Consider the following 14,483-nt stretch of genomic DNA (forward strand, 5'->3'; position numbering starts at 1 on the left):
CACTGCGCCAAACGCAAAGGCGAAAGTTTCGAAGGCATGCGTCGAAAAAATGGATAGGCGCGAACATGCGAAAATGAGTCTGCAATCATGTGCTTGTCGATGTTTGTAGAGCAACCACGCAAGGCACTTGAAGTGATCTGTCAGCCAGATCCGCAAACCGCTTGCCAGACGCCTGATCCTGAAACACAGCGTTCAGCATCAAGCCCCTCCCCGCCTCTGGCAATGCCGACGCCCGTCGTTATAGTCACCGGCATCCCAAGCCCAAAGGACCTCCCATGGCCGATTTGTCCACCTTCCCGATCACCACCCGCTGGCCGGCAGCCAATCCGGATATTCTGCAGCTTTACTCGACGCCGACGCCCAACGGCGTGAAGGTGTCGATCATGCTGGAGGAAACCGGCCTCGCCTATGAGCCGCATTTCATCAATATCGGCCAGAACGAAACCTGGGGGCCTGAATTCCTGTCGCTCAACCCGAACGGCAAGATCCCCGCCATTCTCGATCCGCACGGTCCGGACGGCAAGCCGCTGGCGCTGTTCGAATCGGGTGCCATCCTGATCTATCTCGCCGAAAAGACCGGCCAGTTCCTGCCGACGGATGGTGCGGCCCGCTATGAAACCATCCAATGGGTCATGCTGCAGATGGGCGGCATCGGCCCGATGTTCGGCCAGCTCGGCTTTTTCCACAAATTCGCCGGCAAGGAGTACGAAGACAAGCGCCCGCGTGATCGCTATCTCAACGAAACCAAGCGCCTGCTCGGCGTGCTGGAAACCCGCCTCGCCGGTCGCGAGTTCATCATGGGCGATGAGATGACGATTGCCGATATCTCCATCGTCGGCTGGATCCGTGCCCTCATCGGCTTCTACGAAGCGGGCGAACTGGTCGGCTATGACAGCCTGACGGCGCTGCCGGCCTGGTTTGATCGCATGATGGCGCGCCCGGCCGTGGCCCGCGGCGTCGACATTCCGGCCCGCCCGTAACAGTCTATTTGAGACAATCCTCAAAAAAACCAGATGGCCTGTCAGATCTGCTTAAACCCTTGATCTGCAGGCCATGCGGACACATAGCATCAACCCTTTGTGAGGCTTTGCGCATAAGGGTTGATCCCCCCGTTAATCTTTCGATAACTCTCCTACCGTTCAATCGGGCGCTGTCGCAGCCGTTTGCATTTCGCGTCCGGGCTGTTCCGATCCGTGAACTTTCGAGGAGAATTTGATGTCGCCCAAGACATGCACCCTTGCCGTTTCCGTCGTCCTGCTGTCGGCCATGAGCGCCAGCGCGCAGCCAACTCGGGTCAAGCAATTCGATGCATGGGGCGTCTATTCCTATGGCAGCGGCAATGCCAGGAATTGCTATGCGCTGTCGGTCCCCGTCTCGCAATTACCGGCCAGCGTCGCCCATGGCGAGAATTTCTTCCTCGTCGCGCCCCAGGCCGGCACCTCCGGCCTGATGCCGCAGGCGATCATGGGCTATGGAATCAAGGCAGATTCGCGCATCACCGTCACCATCGGCAGTGAAAGCTTCATCCTGGTCCCGAAGGAAAACGCCGCCTGGGTGCGCGATCCGGCCCGCGAGCCGGCGCTGGTGGCGGCCATGCGCGGCGGCTCCGACATGACCCTGAAGGCCACTTCTGCGCGCGGCACGAACACGACCTATACGTTTTCGCTGAAAGGCGTGAGCGCCGCACTGAACGAGGTCAACCGCTGCAACTGATCTGCCTGCCCCGGCTGGCGCGACAGGCGCCGGCCGGGCGTCATCACTGCGCCGTTGCAACACACATGGCTTTGGGCATAACTTCCTTTATCGCGATGCAGCAGAACGCCGCGCCAAAGGGAGAAGTAACATGGCCAGAACCGTCGTCGTCACCGGATCCACCAGCGGCATAGGGCTAGGTATTGCCCGCGCCTTTGCAGCAGAAGGCGCCAATGTGGTGATCAACGGCTTCGGCAAGGCCGACGAAATCGAAGCGGCGCGCGCCGATCTCGACACGCTGGGTGCAGGCACGGTGCTTTACCATGGCGCCGACATGACGAAGCCCGAAGAGATTGCCGATCTCATCGACACGGCGGTCAAGGCCTTTGGCACGGTGGATGTGCTGGTCAACAATGCCGGTATCCAGCATGTGGCAAAGATCGAGGATTTCCCCATCGAGAAATGGGATCAGCTGATCGCCATCCTTCTGTCCTCGGCCTTTCACACCATGCGCAACACCATTCCCCTGATGAAAAAGACCGGCAAGGGCCGTATCATCAATGTGGCATCCGCGCATGCGCTTGTTGCATCGCCTTACAAATCGGCTTATGTCGCTGCCAAGCACGGCATTCTTGGTCTGACCAAGACTGCCGCACTGGAATTGGCCGAATTCGGCATTACAGTGAACGCCATCTGCCCCGGCTACGTGCTGACGCCTCTCGTGGAAAAACAGATCCCCGACACGGCGCGCGAGCGTGGTATCTCGGAAGAGGCGGTCAAGACGGACGTTATGCTCCGTTTGCAGGCGACGAAGCAATTCGTCAGCATTGAAGAGGTAGCTGCCACCGCGCTTTACCTTGCCAGCGACGCCGCACGACAGATCACCGGAACCCATATCTCCATCGATGGCGGCTGGACCGCCCAATAAAGACTGCAGGGGCACGCATGACATCAGCCATCCGCTTCATCCTCAATGGCGACGATATTTCGCTTGGTGATTTTTCTCCAACGGAAACCTTGCTGGACTATCTGCGCCTGAGACGGCGGCTGACGGGCAGCAAGGAAGGCTGTGCCGAGGGTGATTGCGGTGCCTGCACCGTACTGGTGGGGCGGCTGATCGGCGGCGCGCTGCGCTATGAAAGCGTCAATGCCTGCATCCGCTTTCTCGGCTCCCTGCATGGCACGCATGTGGTGACAGTGGAACATTTGGCCGGCAAGGATGGTAAGCTGCATCCCGTGCAGCAGGCCATGGTGGATTGCCATGGCTCGCAATGCGGCTTCTGCACGCCGGGCTTCGTCATGTCGCTCTATGGGCTGTGGATGGCGAATGAAGAGCCAAGCCGGGCCGAAATCGAAATCGCACTACAGGGCAATCTCTGTCGTTGCACGGGCTATGAGCCGATCGTCAAAGCCGCCGAACAGGTGGCGACCGAGCGCCCAAGCGCGCTGTTTGATCCGATCGAGCGCGACCGCGCCGAGATCATGGCCAAACTCTGGACCATCCGCGCCTCCTCCGACACCATCACCGTGGAGAAAGACGGCAAGCGCGCCATCATTCCCGGCACGCTGGCGGGCCTTGCCGCAACGCTGGAACAGGAGCCGTCAGCCACGATCATTGCCGGGTCCACCGATGTCGGGCTCTGGGTGACCAAACAGATGCGCCCGATCAATCCGGTCGTCTTCATCAACCACCTGACGGACCTGCAGACGATTACCGAAGACGAGACCGGCATTACGCTGGGTGCCGGCGTGACCTATGCCCAGGCGCTGTCGGTTCTGGAATTCGCCTATCCGGCCATGGGCCGGCTGATCGACCGCATCGGCGGCGCGCAGGTGCGCAATATGGGCACGATCGGCGGCAATATCGCCAATGGCTCGCCGATCGGCGACATGCCACCGGCCCTGATTGCGCTCGGCGCCAGTGTCACGCTGCGCTCGGCATCCTCCTCGCGCACGCTACTGCTGGAAGACTATTTCATCGAATATGGCCGCCAAGACCGCAAGCCCGGCGAATTTGTCGAGAAGATCTTCGTGCCCGTTCGCAATGAAGAGGCGTTTTTTGCCGCCTACAAGATCACCAAGCGCCGCGACGAGGATATTTCCGCCCTTCTCGGCGCCTTCTACCTGACGCTGGATGCCGAAGGCTGCGTGGAAACCTGTCGCATCGCTTTCGGCGGCATGGCCGGCACGCCCAAACGCGCAACGAGCGTGGAGGCAGCGCTTGTCGGCCAGCCATGGAGCTGGAACGCGGTTGCCGCCGCGCAAATGTCTTTCGCCGAGGATTACCAGCCGCTGACCGACTGGCGCGCCACGGCAGAGTACCGGGCGATCACCGCCCGCAACCTGCTGACCCGCTTTTTCCTCGAAACCGCCGGCCAGCCGCAGGAACTGGTGCGGTTCGAGCCGGAGGAGGCTTGAGTATGGCCTATTCCTTTGGTTCCTCTGTGCTGAACTACCCCCCTCTGTCCTGCCGGCCTGCTGGGGACGAGCCCGGCGGTTCGGTGCGCCTTTCGGGCCGCTTCAATAGCAGCTTCGTTGCTCGGGTGAAAAAAGCCCCCTCCCCAACCCCTCCCCACAAGGGGGAGGGGCTTAATCTGCCGCACCCTCAGCGCTCACATGTGGCAAAGGCATTACCGCTGGTCCTCTCCCCCCTTGTGGGGGAGATGGCGGCAGCCAGAGGGGGTCTTTCGCTGGCCGGACGGAGTAATCGCCATCAGACCATTGGAAAACATAACGTCATCGAAGGAACGCACTGATGGACAACACCACCTTCGACGCGAAACCCGTCATCAATGGCTCGGTGCACACATCACTGCGCCATGATTCGGCCCACAAGCATGTGACCGGCAGTGCCGAATATATCGATGACATGCCGGAACCCGCCGGCACGCTGCATGCAGCGCTTGGCATGGCAGACAGGGCGCATGCCGATATCCTGTCTCTCGACTTATCCGCCGTCAAAGCCGCGCCGGGTGTCGTCGCCGTCATCACGGCGTCCGATATTCCAGGCGTCAACGATGTCTCCTCCAATGGCAGCCATGACGAACCGCTGCTGGCGACCGACAAGGTCGAATTCCATGGCCAGCCGATCTTCGTCGTCATCGGGCAAACGCGTGATGCGGCCCGCCGTGCCGCCCGTCTGGCCAAGATCGAATACCGCGACCTGCCGCACTGGACCGATATAAAAGGCGCGCAGGCCAATGGTGCACCGCTCGTCATCACGCCGATGACACTGAAGCGCGGCGAGCCGGAAACGGAAATGCAAAAGGCGCCGCTTCGCCTGCAAGGCCAGATGGAAATCGGCGGGCAGGAGCATTTCTATCTCGAAAGCCAGATTGCGCTCGCCATTCCCGGTGAAGACGAGGATGTTACCATCTGGTCATCCACCCAGCATCCGACCGAGGTGCAGCATATGGTGGCGCATGTGCTAGCTTGCGCCAACCATGCCGTGACCGTCAACACACGGCGCATGGGCGGCGGGTTCGGCGGCAAGGAAACGCAAGGCGCACATTTCGCCTGCCTCGCCGCATTGGCCGCCAAAAAGCTCAACCGCGCCGTAAAATTCCGTCCAGACCGCGACGAGGACATGGCGGTGACCGGCAAACGGCATGATTTTCGCGTCGACTATGAACTGGGCTTTGACGAGGAAGGCCGCATCCATGCGGTGGATGCCACATTTGCGGCACGCTGCGGCTTCTCCTCGGATCTTTCCGGGCCGGTCACCGACCGTGCGCTGTTTCATGCGGATTCCAGCTATTTCTATCCGCATGTGCATCTCACCTCCCAGCCGCTCAAAACCCACACCTGTTCCAACACCGCCTTTCGCGGCTTCGGCGGGCCGCAGGGCATGCTGGGCGGTGAGCGCTTCATCGAGGAAATAGCCTATGCGGTGGGCAAGGACCCGCTCGATATCCGCAAGCTGAACTTTTATGGCCAGCCGGGGTCCGGGCGCACGCTGACCCCCTATCACCAGGAGGTGGAGGACAATATCCTGCTGCAGCTGGTGGAAGAGCTGGAAGCCTCCAGCGACTACCGTGCAAGACGCCAAGCGATCATTGACTACAATGAAAACAGCCCGGTCATCCGCAAGGGCATTGCGCTGACGCCGGTGAAATTCGGCATATCCTTCACCATGACCGCCTTCAATCAGGCCGGTGCGCTGGTGCATGTCTATTCGGATGGCTCGATCCATCTGAACCATGGCGGCACGGAAATGGGCCAGGGGCTTTACACCAAGGTGGCGCAGGTGGTGGCCGATGCCTTCAATGTCGATATCGAACGAGTGAAGATCACCGCAACCACGACCGGCAAGGTTCCCAATACATCGGCCACCGCCGCCTCCTCCGGCTCGGATCTGAACGGCATGGCCGCTTACGATGCCGCCCGCCAGATCAAGGAGAGGCTGGTCGAGTTTGCCTGCGGCAAATGGCAGGTCGAGGCAAAGGATGTGGAATTCCTGCCCAACCGCGTGCGGATCGGCAGTGAAACGATCAGTTTCGACGCTCTGGTGAAGGCGGCCTATTTCGGCCGGGTGCAACTGTCTGCCGCCGGCTTTTACAAGACGCCGAAAATCCATTGGGACCGGGCCGCAGGGCGCGGCAGGCCCTTCTATTACTTCGCCTATGGCGCCGCCTGTTCAGAAGTGTCGATCGATACGCTGACCGGCGAATACCTGATGGATCGCACCGATATCCTGCATGATGTCGGCAAATCGCTCAATCCGGTCATCGATATCGGCCAGATCGAGGGCGCCTTCGTGCAGGGCATGGGCTGGCTGACGACGGAAGAACTGTGGTGGGATGCCAAGGGCCGGCTTCGCACCCATGCACCGTCCACCTACAAGATCCCGTTGGCTTCAGACAGGCCAAAAATCTTCAACGTCAAACTGGCCGACTGGTCGGAAAACCGCGAACCGACGATCGGTCGCTCGAAAGCTGTCGGCGAACCGCCCTTCATGCTGGGCATTTCGGTGCTGGAAGCACTGTCCATGGCCGTCGCCTCGATTGCCGATTACACGGTCTGCCCGAAGCTTGACGCGCCGGCAACGCCGGAACGCGTGCTGATGGCCGTGGAGCGGATGAAGGCGATGTGATGGGGGCAGCGATGCCGCATTTCGAAGTGCCGGTTCGAAATCGTCAAAGCGCGCGGCGTATGCGTCGCGCGTTGACCGAACCAGAATTGAAGTTCTGGAATGCGGTGCGGGCTCATCGGTTGATGGGACTGAGTTTTCGACGCCAGATGCCGATTGGCGGCTATATTGCCGATTTCGCCTGCCCGGACCACAAACTGATCATTGAGATCGATGGGTCTGGCCATTCGTTCGACAAGCAGATTGTCCATGATCATCAACGTGATGCAGTCCTGGCGGAACTCGGCTGGCAGGTCATTCGCTTTACCAGCGGCGAAATCATGACGCATCTTGATGATGCCTGTATGCATATCCTGCAGGTGATAGGAATTGGCCGCTTTGAATAGTGTCGTTTTCTCGGTCGTATCGCTTGAGATGCACCCCCCTCTGTCCTGCCGGACATCTCCCCCTCAAGGGGGGAGATCAGACAGAAGCAGCCGCTTGGCTCACTCCACGACAATACTAGCCGCTCGCAACACCATCGAAATTGTTCCGCGCCTGAGCCGCTTGTCGATCTCCCCCCTTGAGGGGGAGATGTCCGGCAGGACAGAGGGGGGTGCCGTTCGGCATGATAGAGGAAGCATGTCATGACCTCGCTCACCGCCTTCCTTGCCGCAAACCCGGACACGATCCTCGTCACCATCAGCCAAGCGAAAGGCTCGACGCCGCGTGAACAGGGCGCCTATATGCTGGTATCGCCCTCAGCCAGTTTCGGCACGATCGGCGGCGGACAGCTGGAATTCATGGCGATCGACAATGCGCGCGCGCTGATCGGCGGTGAAGGCATGCCCGAGATGGACATTCCGCTTGGGCCAGACATCGGCCAATGCTGCGGCGGGCGCACGCGGCTGTCGTTTAGCAAAGTCACGCCAAGGGTGGCAGCTGACCTTGAGTCTGACCGTGCCGCAGAGTCTGCCGCTTACCCTCGAGTCATACTGTTTGGGGCCGGCCATGTGGGGCAGGCGCTCGTGCGGGCGCTGTCACCCCTGCCCTTTTCCGTCACCGTCATTGAGACCCGCGCCGAAGCGCTCAAGGATCTGCCACCCGGCATCGAGGCCAGACATGTGGCCATGCCCGAAGCGCTGGTGCGGGATCTTGCCCCCGGCAGTGCCGTGCTGATCCTCACCCATGACCATGCGCTGGATTTCCTCATCGCCCGCGAGGCGCTGGCCCGCAGCGATCTGGCCTATGTCGGCATGATCGGCTCCGCCACCAAGCGCGCCACATTCAAAAGCTGGCTGGCGCGCGAAACGCATGGCACGATCTCAGCCGATCCCCTCATCCTGCCCATCGGCGGAACGGCTGTGCACGACAAGCGCCCGGAGGTGATTGCGGCCATGGTGGCCGCCGAACTGCTGACCACCCTTTCGAAGACTGATTAGAGCGGCCGCCGCAGAAAGACGTCGCGCGCCGCGTCGAAGGCACTTGGCGGCCGGGCCATCCGGTGGCGGCGGTCATGCAGGTCGATGAATCCGAGATCCTGCTTCAGATATTCGGGCATGACCTCTGCATCAAATCTGTTGCCCTTGCTACACTCCGTTTCAATGGGTCTACGGCTCTTGTAACCTGCGACAGAAAGCAGGGCGCGGACCAGCCCGGCTGGCGTAATCAATTGTAATCTATGCATCTTGCATCACCATTTGCAGAAGTATCTATTGGCAGGATGCAAGGTATGAGGACAGCGATCCAATCGAAGCTTCATCTGCATGGATCAAGAGGACAAATGCATGAAGATGTCGAAACAGTTCCCGCTGAACGCGCTGCGCGTGTTCGAGGCGGTCGCTCGCCACCTGAGCTTCACCAAGGCCGGCGAGGAACTGGGCCTCACGCAAACGGCCGTCAGCTATCAGGTAAAGCTTCTGGAGGATACGCTGAAGGAAACCCTCTTCCTGCGGCAGCCGCGCAGGATTGCCTTGACAGATGCCGGAGCGCGCTTGGCACCGAAGGTCTCGGAAGGCTTTGACATGCTACAGGCCGCAGTCAACGAGATGCAGGGCAGTGCCGAGGGCACTCTGACCATTCACGCCACCAGCACTTTTGCCAGCCATTGGCTGGCCCGTCACCTCGGTATCTTCCAGCTCGACAATCCGTCCGTTGCGGTGCGCCTGGAAACCTCTCAGGAGGTCATCGACTTTAACAAGACGGAGGCCGATCTGGCGATCCGGGTGGGCAAGGGAGAATGGCCGGGCCTGCGAGCGCATTTTCTCATGCGCAACCATTTCACGCCGATGCTGAGCCCCCAGCTTGCCGAGACCATCGGCGGCGTGCGTGAGCCGCTGGATCTTCTGAAGCTGAAGATCATCGATCCAAGCGATCACTGGTGGCGCATCTGGTTCACCGCCGCCGGCCATCCGGATGCACCGCTGGAAAGCACATCCAGAAGCCGGCTTGGCTCACAGGCCGTCGAAGCGGCGGCGGCCATTGCCGGCCATGGGGTCGCCATTCTCAGACCGGAATTCTACCAGGACGACGTGGCGATGGGCCGCTTGATCCAGCCTTTCGAACTCGCCTGCGAGGACGGATCACATTATTGGCTGGTTTATCCGGAAAACCGGCGCCACACCGCCAAAGTGCGTGCCTTCCGCAATTTCCTCAAGAAGACCCTTCCGAGCTTCGACACGTCCCCCGCCGGCAGCCCAGGCGCCGACGACGGGGCGGGTTCCTATCCTCCGGACTCAGCATAAACCACCGGTCATCAAAGCGGCGGCAACCTTGCCGCACGTATGCGCGCCCACAGATCTTCCTGCGGCACCGGCAAAGGTCGGGACAATGCGAGATCCGGGCGCAAATCCTCCGGCACATCGTCCGACGGTCGCGTAGCGGATACGGTGCGACGGGACAGAAGCCCTTTCACCCACATAAAGGCCGCAGATCTGCGCCCGGCAGAACCTCTGGTCCACACCGCCATAATAGCCTCCAGTACTGAAATATTTTGATGCCTGGCTCGACAAATGCGGCCAATTCCGGTGTCATACCACCCGTTTCCTGCGCTCTACCAATTCAATCGAACAGGCCAGCCAGAAAGAAAACTTATCCATGAAGCTATCGCGCAAGCTGCCGCTCAATGCGATCCGGGTGTTCGAGGCCGTGGCACGGCTCGGCAGCTTCACCAGGGCTGGCGAAGAGCTGGGCATGACGCAGACGGCCGTCAGCTATCAGGTCAAGCTTTTGGAAGAACATCTCGGCGAACTGCTGTTTATCCGCGAGGCACGGCGCATCACTCTGACGCAGACGGGTGAACAGCTGCTGCCAAAGGTTTCTGAAGCCTTCGGCCTTCTATCGGAAGCCATATCGGAAGCGCGCCAGGAGGCGGGCGGCATTCTGGAAATCCGCTCGACGCCAACCTTTGCCAGCCACTGGCTGGCCCGCCATATCGGCGCCTTCCAGCTGCAGAATCCGGGGTTGGCGGTGCGCATCCTGCGCATCGAAAAGCCGATGGATTTTCGCCAGGATAATGCCGATATCGCCATCTGGCGGGGCGAGCGTCCGCCGGCGGATGTGGATGCGCAGGAGCTTTTCCGACTGCACTATGCACCCATGCTGAGCCCAAAACTGGCCGAGACAATCGGCGGCGTGACGAACCCGGCGGATCTTCTGAAACTGCCGCTGATCGGCGGCAGCAGCAAATGGTGGAGAATCTGGTTTCAGTCGAACGGCACCGACACACCTCTGCCCGGCACAAGCACGATCGACGCCGACGGTGCGCTGGATCTGGAAGGCAGTGCGGCGATTGCCGGCCATGGCGTGGCGCTGCTGAGCCCGTTTCTTCACCGCGAGGAACTGAATACCGGCCGACTGATCATGCCGTTCGACGTCTTCAAAGAGGACGACAAGACCTACTGGCTCATATCGCCGAAAAGTCGACGCAAGTCGGCAAAGGTCGTGGCCTTCCGCCAATGGATGACAGAAACGCTGCCGCCCTCGGCCGCACCCGGCGCATCAGCAGATCAATAGGCCATATCCGGCGCATAGAAGCAGCGCAGCGTATCCTCATTGGGATAGAGACAGAGGTGATATTCCTCGTCGCGGCTGCGGCGCGCCTCGCTTTGTTTCACCGAAAAATCATGCCGCTTGGTCACCAGCCGGTGTTCGCCGGGCTTCAGCGAGATTTCATAGCCCTGCGCGGTGACCTTGACATTCTTCGTCGAGATCATCTGGCAATCGCCATTGTGCTCGTTGCCATTGCAGCAGAAGGCTTCGTATTTCCATCCGGACATGGCCTCGTGAGCACCGAGGCTGGATGGGAACGCAGACGCATACGCAATCATCACAAGGGTTGGAATGCTTCGCATCAGCTTAGTCTCCGTTGATGAATGCCTTTCATCACCGGTGAAGCCGCAATACTCGCCTTCACCGGCTGTCTTGCATCCGTCATATTAGCGCAGTTGCAGGCGCAAGCTAATCCGTAAGTTTTCGCGATGCACAAATAACAGTGGCCGACAGGCTGGCGAAAGCTTCAGCGCCTGCCGAAATTCAGGGGAGCAGTCCCTTTTGCAGCGCACTCTCCCCCTTTCCTTCGGTGGAAAATTTTCGCAAAGTGACTGGTCGGGGAATGTGAAGGGATTCTGCAATGTATGAATATGCCGTGGCCTGGGAATGGCTGAGCTTTGCCGCGCGCTGGCTGCATGTGATCACTGCAGTCGCCTGGATCGGCTCGTCTTTCTATTTCATCGCGCTGGATCTTGGCCTGGTGAAGCGCCCGCATCTACCCGCTGGTGCCTATGGCGAGGAATGGCAGGTGCATGGCGGCGGCTTCTATCACATCCAGAAATATCTCGTCGCGCCGGCCTCGATGCCGGAACACCTGACCTGGTTCAAATGGGAAAGCTATGCCACCTGGATGTCCGGCTTCCTGATGCTTGCCATCGTCTATTATGGCGGCGCCGACCTGTTCCTGATTGATCACAGCGTGCTGCCGCTGGCCCCCTGGCAGGCCATCTGTCTGTCCATCGCCTCGCTCTCGGTCGGCTGGATCATCTATGACCAGCTTTGCAAATCCCCGATCGGCGAGAATACCTGGGGGCTGATGGCGCTGCTCTATGTCGTGCTCGTCGCCATGGCCTGGGGCTATACGCAGGTATTTACCGGCCGCGCCGCCTTCCTGCATCTGGGTGCCTTCACCGCCACCATCATGTCGGCCAATGTCTTCTTCATCATCATTCCCAACCAGAAGATCGTTGTCGCTGACCTGATTGCCGGGCGCACGCCCGACCCGAAATATGGCCGCATCGCCAAGCAGCGTTCGCTGCACAACAATTACCTCACGCTGCCCGTCATCTTCTTCATGCTGTCGAACCATTATCCGCTGGCGTTTGGCACGCAGTTCAACTGGGTCATCGCAGCCCTGGTGTTTTTGATGGGCGTCACCATCCGCCACTGGTTCAACACCACGCATGCGCGCAAGGGAAAACCCACCTGGACCTGGCTGGTCACAGTGATCCTCTTCATCCTGATCATCTGGCTGTCCACCGTGCCGAAAGTGCTGACGGGGGAAACGCAGGCTTCGCTCTCGCCCATCCAGCAGAAATTTGCCGGCAACGTGCATTTTGCCGCAGCGCGCGATGTGGTGCAGGGCCGCTGCTCCATGTGCCATGCGGCAGAACCGGTATGGGAGGGCATCAATTTTGCCCCAAAGAACGTGAAGCTGGAGACGGATGGCGAGATTGCCGCGCATGCCCGCGAGATCTATATCCAGGCCGGACGCAGCCATGCCATGCCGCCCGGCAATATCACCGCCATTTCACCGGAAGAGCGCAAGCTGCTCACCGCCTGGTATGAAAGCGCCATTGCCGGCGCCGGAGCAATTCAGCAATGACATCTCTTCTTCTGCGCGGCCGCCTGCTTTCCTTTCACCGCGCGCCCGATAGCCTGAGCGACAGAGACAGCTACTTCTATGAGGAAGATGGCGGCCTACTGATCGAGGATGGTCGCATCGTCAAGACCGGCACCTATGCCGACGTGAAGGTGGCCGCCGACGAGGACACGCAGGAGATCGACCACAGGCCGCATCTCATCTTGCCCGGCCTTATCGATACCCATGTGCATTTCCCGCAAATGCAGGTGATTGCCTCCTATGCGGCAAATCTGCTGGAATGGCTGGAAACCTATACTTTCCCCGAGGAATGCCGCTTCGTGGAAAGCGCCCACGCGGCGCGCATCGCCACGCATTTCTATGATGAATTCCTGCGCCAGGGCACCACCACCGCCGTTGCCTATTGTTCCGTGCACAAGGCATCCGCCGATGCCTTCTTTGCAGAAGCCATGCGCCGCAACATGCTGATGGTGGGCGGCAAGGTGATGATGGACCGCAATGCGCCACAGGGCCTGCTCGACACCGCCCAGCTCGGTTATGACGAAACCCGCGCAGTCATCGAACAATGGCATGGGCGTGGCCGCAACCATGTGGCCATCACCCCGCGCTTTGCCATCACCTCCACACCGGGACAGATGAGCGCCGCCCAGGCGCTGGCGCAAGAATTTCCAGATCTGCATATCCAGACGCATCTGTCGGAAAACCACGATGAGATCCGCTACACCTGCGAGCTATATCCTGAAGCCACCGACTATACCGATATCTATGCCCGCTACGGCCTTCTCGGCAAAAAGACACTGCTCGGCCATGCCATCCACCTGTCGGAACGCGAGGCCGATGTGCTGTCCGAAACCGGCTCGGTTGCCGTGCATTGCCCGACCTCCAACCTCTTCCTCGGCTCCGGCCTGTTTCCGCTCAAAGCACTGGCACGCCGCGAGAAGCCGGTGCGCATTGGCGTGGCAACCGACATCGGCGGCGGTTCCAGCTATTCCATGCTGAAAACCATGGATGAGGCCTACAAGATCCAGCAATTGCTGGGAGAGCGCCTGAACCCGCTCGACAGTTTCTACCGCATGACACGCGGCAATGCCGAGGCGCTGTCGCTCGTCGATCGCATCGGCACGCTGGAGGAAGGCACGGATGCCGATCTCGTCGTGCTGAATGCCAGCGCGACCCCCGCCATGCGGCTGCGCATGGAAACCGTCAACACGCTGCCGGAGGAGCTTTTCCTGTTGCAGACGCTGGGCGATGACCGAAGCGTGGCGGAAACCTATGTGGCGGGTGTGGCGGCGAAATCCGGTCTATGACCGCTTCCGGCTTGTCTTGTAAACTTCGGAGCGCTCGCGCTTTCCTATAGCCACGACAACAACAGTGATCCGCTCGTCTTCCACCTGGTAGACGAGCCGGTAACCAGCCGCACGCAATTTGATCTTGTAATGATTTGGCAGCCCACTCAGGCGATCCGCCGGAACATGTGGCGTGATCAGACGCTCAGCCAGTTTTTTCTTGAACTGATCGCGAAGGGTCGCGCCCAGCTTTTCCCACTCTTTGAGAGCACTGGGAAGAAATTCGAGCCTATAGGTCATCCAGCGAAACCGGAATTCCGCGCTCTCCCACCCGCTGTCGCGCAATCTCGACAAGCGCTTGGTCATCCAGCGCGTCCATCATCGCTTCATAGGTGCCGGCGGGCACCATATAGGCCATGACCCGGTTATGGTTCAGCACCGCGACGGCATGACCATCGGCACCTTCAACAATTGCAGTCGGGTTCTTTTTCAGATCAGAAACACTGACCGCCATTTCCGCTTCGACACGCTGCATGGTCCACTCCATTTTGAGTACCGATTTAAG

The 14,483-nt window shown here is 60.1% G+C and carries 15 protein-coding genes; 11 read left to right on the plus strand and 4 right to left on the minus strand.

The features are described from left to right. The first annotated feature begins 275 nt into the window (after nucleotides 1-275). The 7 genes from E8M77_RS09685 to xdhC all read left to right on the plus strand — a co-directional run bounded on the left by E8M77_RS09685 (nucleotide 276) and on the right by xdhC (nucleotide 8,202). Nucleotides 276-980 carry a glutathione binding-like protein gene (locus tag E8M77_RS09685; RefSeq protein ID WP_137130409.1) on the plus strand — a complete coding sequence of 235 codons (705 nt, stop codon included), beginning with the start codon at nucleotides 276-278 and terminating at the stop codon, nucleotides 978-980. Between the two features lie 235 nt (nucleotides 981-1,215). Continuing rightward, nucleotides 1,216-1,713: an invasion associated locus B family protein gene (locus E8M77_RS09690; protein ID WP_137130410.1), complete on the plus strand. Its 498-nt coding sequence runs from the start codon at nucleotides 1,216-1,218 to the stop codon at nucleotides 1,711-1,713. Between the two features lie 130 nt (nucleotides 1,714-1,843). Then, a complete protein-coding gene (locus tag E8M77_RS09695) occupies nucleotides 1,844-2,620 on the plus strand; it encodes a 3-hydroxybutyrate dehydrogenase (RefSeq protein WP_137130411.1) in 777 nt (258 codons plus the stop codon). 17 nt (nucleotides 2,621-2,637) lie between these two features. Further along, a complete protein-coding gene (xdhA, locus tag E8M77_RS09700; RefSeq protein WP_137130412.1) occupies nucleotides 2,638-4,110 on the plus strand; it encodes a xanthine dehydrogenase small subunit in 1,473 nt (490 codons plus the stop codon). Between the two features lie 337 nt (nucleotides 4,111-4,447). Next, on the plus strand, nucleotides 4,448-6,784 hold the full coding sequence (xdhB, locus tag E8M77_RS09705) for a xanthine dehydrogenase molybdopterin binding subunit (RefSeq protein ID WP_137130413.1): 2,337 nt from the start codon (nucleotides 4,448-4,450) through the stop codon (nucleotides 6,782-6,784). Between the two features lie 11 nt (nucleotides 6,785-6,795). Continuing rightward, entirely contained in the window at nucleotides 6,796-7,167 is a 372-nt protein-coding gene (locus E8M77_RS09710; protein ID WP_137130414.1) for a DUF559 domain-containing protein, read from the plus strand. Nucleotides 7,168-7,407: 240 nt separating this feature from the next. Then, a complete protein-coding gene (xdhC, locus tag E8M77_RS09720; protein ID WP_137130415.1) occupies nucleotides 7,408-8,202 on the plus strand; it encodes a xanthine dehydrogenase accessory protein XdhC in 795 nt (264 codons plus the stop codon). Here xdhC and E8M77_RS24375 read toward each other — a convergent pair. Beyond that, nucleotides 8,199-8,321, minus strand: coding sequence for a hypothetical protein (locus E8M77_RS24375; protein ID WP_281408182.1), 123 nt, complete (start codon nucleotides 8,319-8,321; stop codon nucleotides 8,199-8,201). The genes xdhC and E8M77_RS24375 overlap by 4 nt on opposite strands. A 226-nt stretch (nucleotides 8,322-8,547) precedes the next feature. On the opposite strand from E8M77_RS24375, the gene E8M77_RS09725 reads away from it, so the two are divergent. Together E8M77_RS09725 and E8M77_RS09730 are read left to right on the plus strand one after the other, a co-directional pair. Continuing rightward, a complete protein-coding gene (locus E8M77_RS09725; protein WP_137130416.1) occupies nucleotides 8,548-9,504 on the plus strand; it encodes a LysR substrate-binding domain-containing protein in 957 nt (318 codons plus the stop codon). A 352-nt stretch (nucleotides 9,505-9,856) separates the two neighbouring features. Beyond that, a complete protein-coding gene (locus tag E8M77_RS09730; protein ID WP_137130417.1) occupies nucleotides 9,857-10,774 on the plus strand; it encodes a LysR substrate-binding domain-containing protein in 918 nt (305 codons plus the stop codon). On the opposite strand, the gene E8M77_RS09735 is transcribed toward E8M77_RS09730, so the two are convergent. After that, a complete protein-coding gene (locus tag E8M77_RS09735; RefSeq protein WP_137130418.1) occupies nucleotides 10,768-11,112 on the minus strand; it encodes a hypothetical protein in 345 nt (114 codons plus the stop codon). The genes E8M77_RS09730 and E8M77_RS09735 overlap by 7 nt on opposite strands. Before the next feature lie 278 nt (nucleotides 11,113-11,390). Here E8M77_RS09735 and puuD point away from each other — a divergent pair, with 278 nt between their 5' ends. Beyond that, nucleotides 11,391-12,635, plus strand: a complete 1,245-nt coding sequence (gene puuD / locus E8M77_RS09740) for a urate hydroxylase PuuD (RefSeq protein WP_137130419.1) — start codon at nucleotides 11,391-11,393, stop codon at nucleotides 12,633-12,635. Then, on the plus strand, nucleotides 12,632-13,939 hold the full coding sequence (guaD, locus tag E8M77_RS09745) for a guanine deaminase (protein WP_137130420.1): 1,308 nt from the start codon (nucleotides 12,632-12,634) through the stop codon (nucleotides 13,937-13,939). Before puuD ends, guaD begins: the two co-directional genes overlap by 4 nt. Here the strand turns inward: guaD and E8M77_RS09750 are convergent. Next, nucleotides 13,934-14,218 carry a type II toxin-antitoxin system RelE/ParE family toxin gene (locus E8M77_RS09750; RefSeq protein ID WP_137130421.1) on the minus strand — a complete coding sequence of 95 codons (285 nt, stop codon included), beginning with the start codon at nucleotides 14,216-14,218 and terminating at the stop codon, nucleotides 13,934-13,936. The two genes, guaD and E8M77_RS09750, sit on opposite strands and share 6 nt — an antisense overlap. Beyond that, a complete protein-coding gene (locus tag E8M77_RS09755) occupies nucleotides 14,208-14,453 on the minus strand; it encodes a type II toxin-antitoxin system Phd/YefM family antitoxin (protein ID WP_137130422.1) in 246 nt (81 codons plus the stop codon). Before E8M77_RS09755 ends, E8M77_RS09750 begins: the two co-directional genes overlap by 11 nt. Nucleotides 14,454-14,483 lie beyond the last annotated feature (30 nt).

Origin of the sequence: Rhizobium sp. FY34, assembly GCF_005222845.1 — a bacterium.
Classification (GTDB): Bacteria; Pseudomonadota; Alphaproteobacteria; order Rhizobiales; family Rhizobiaceae; genus Neorhizobium.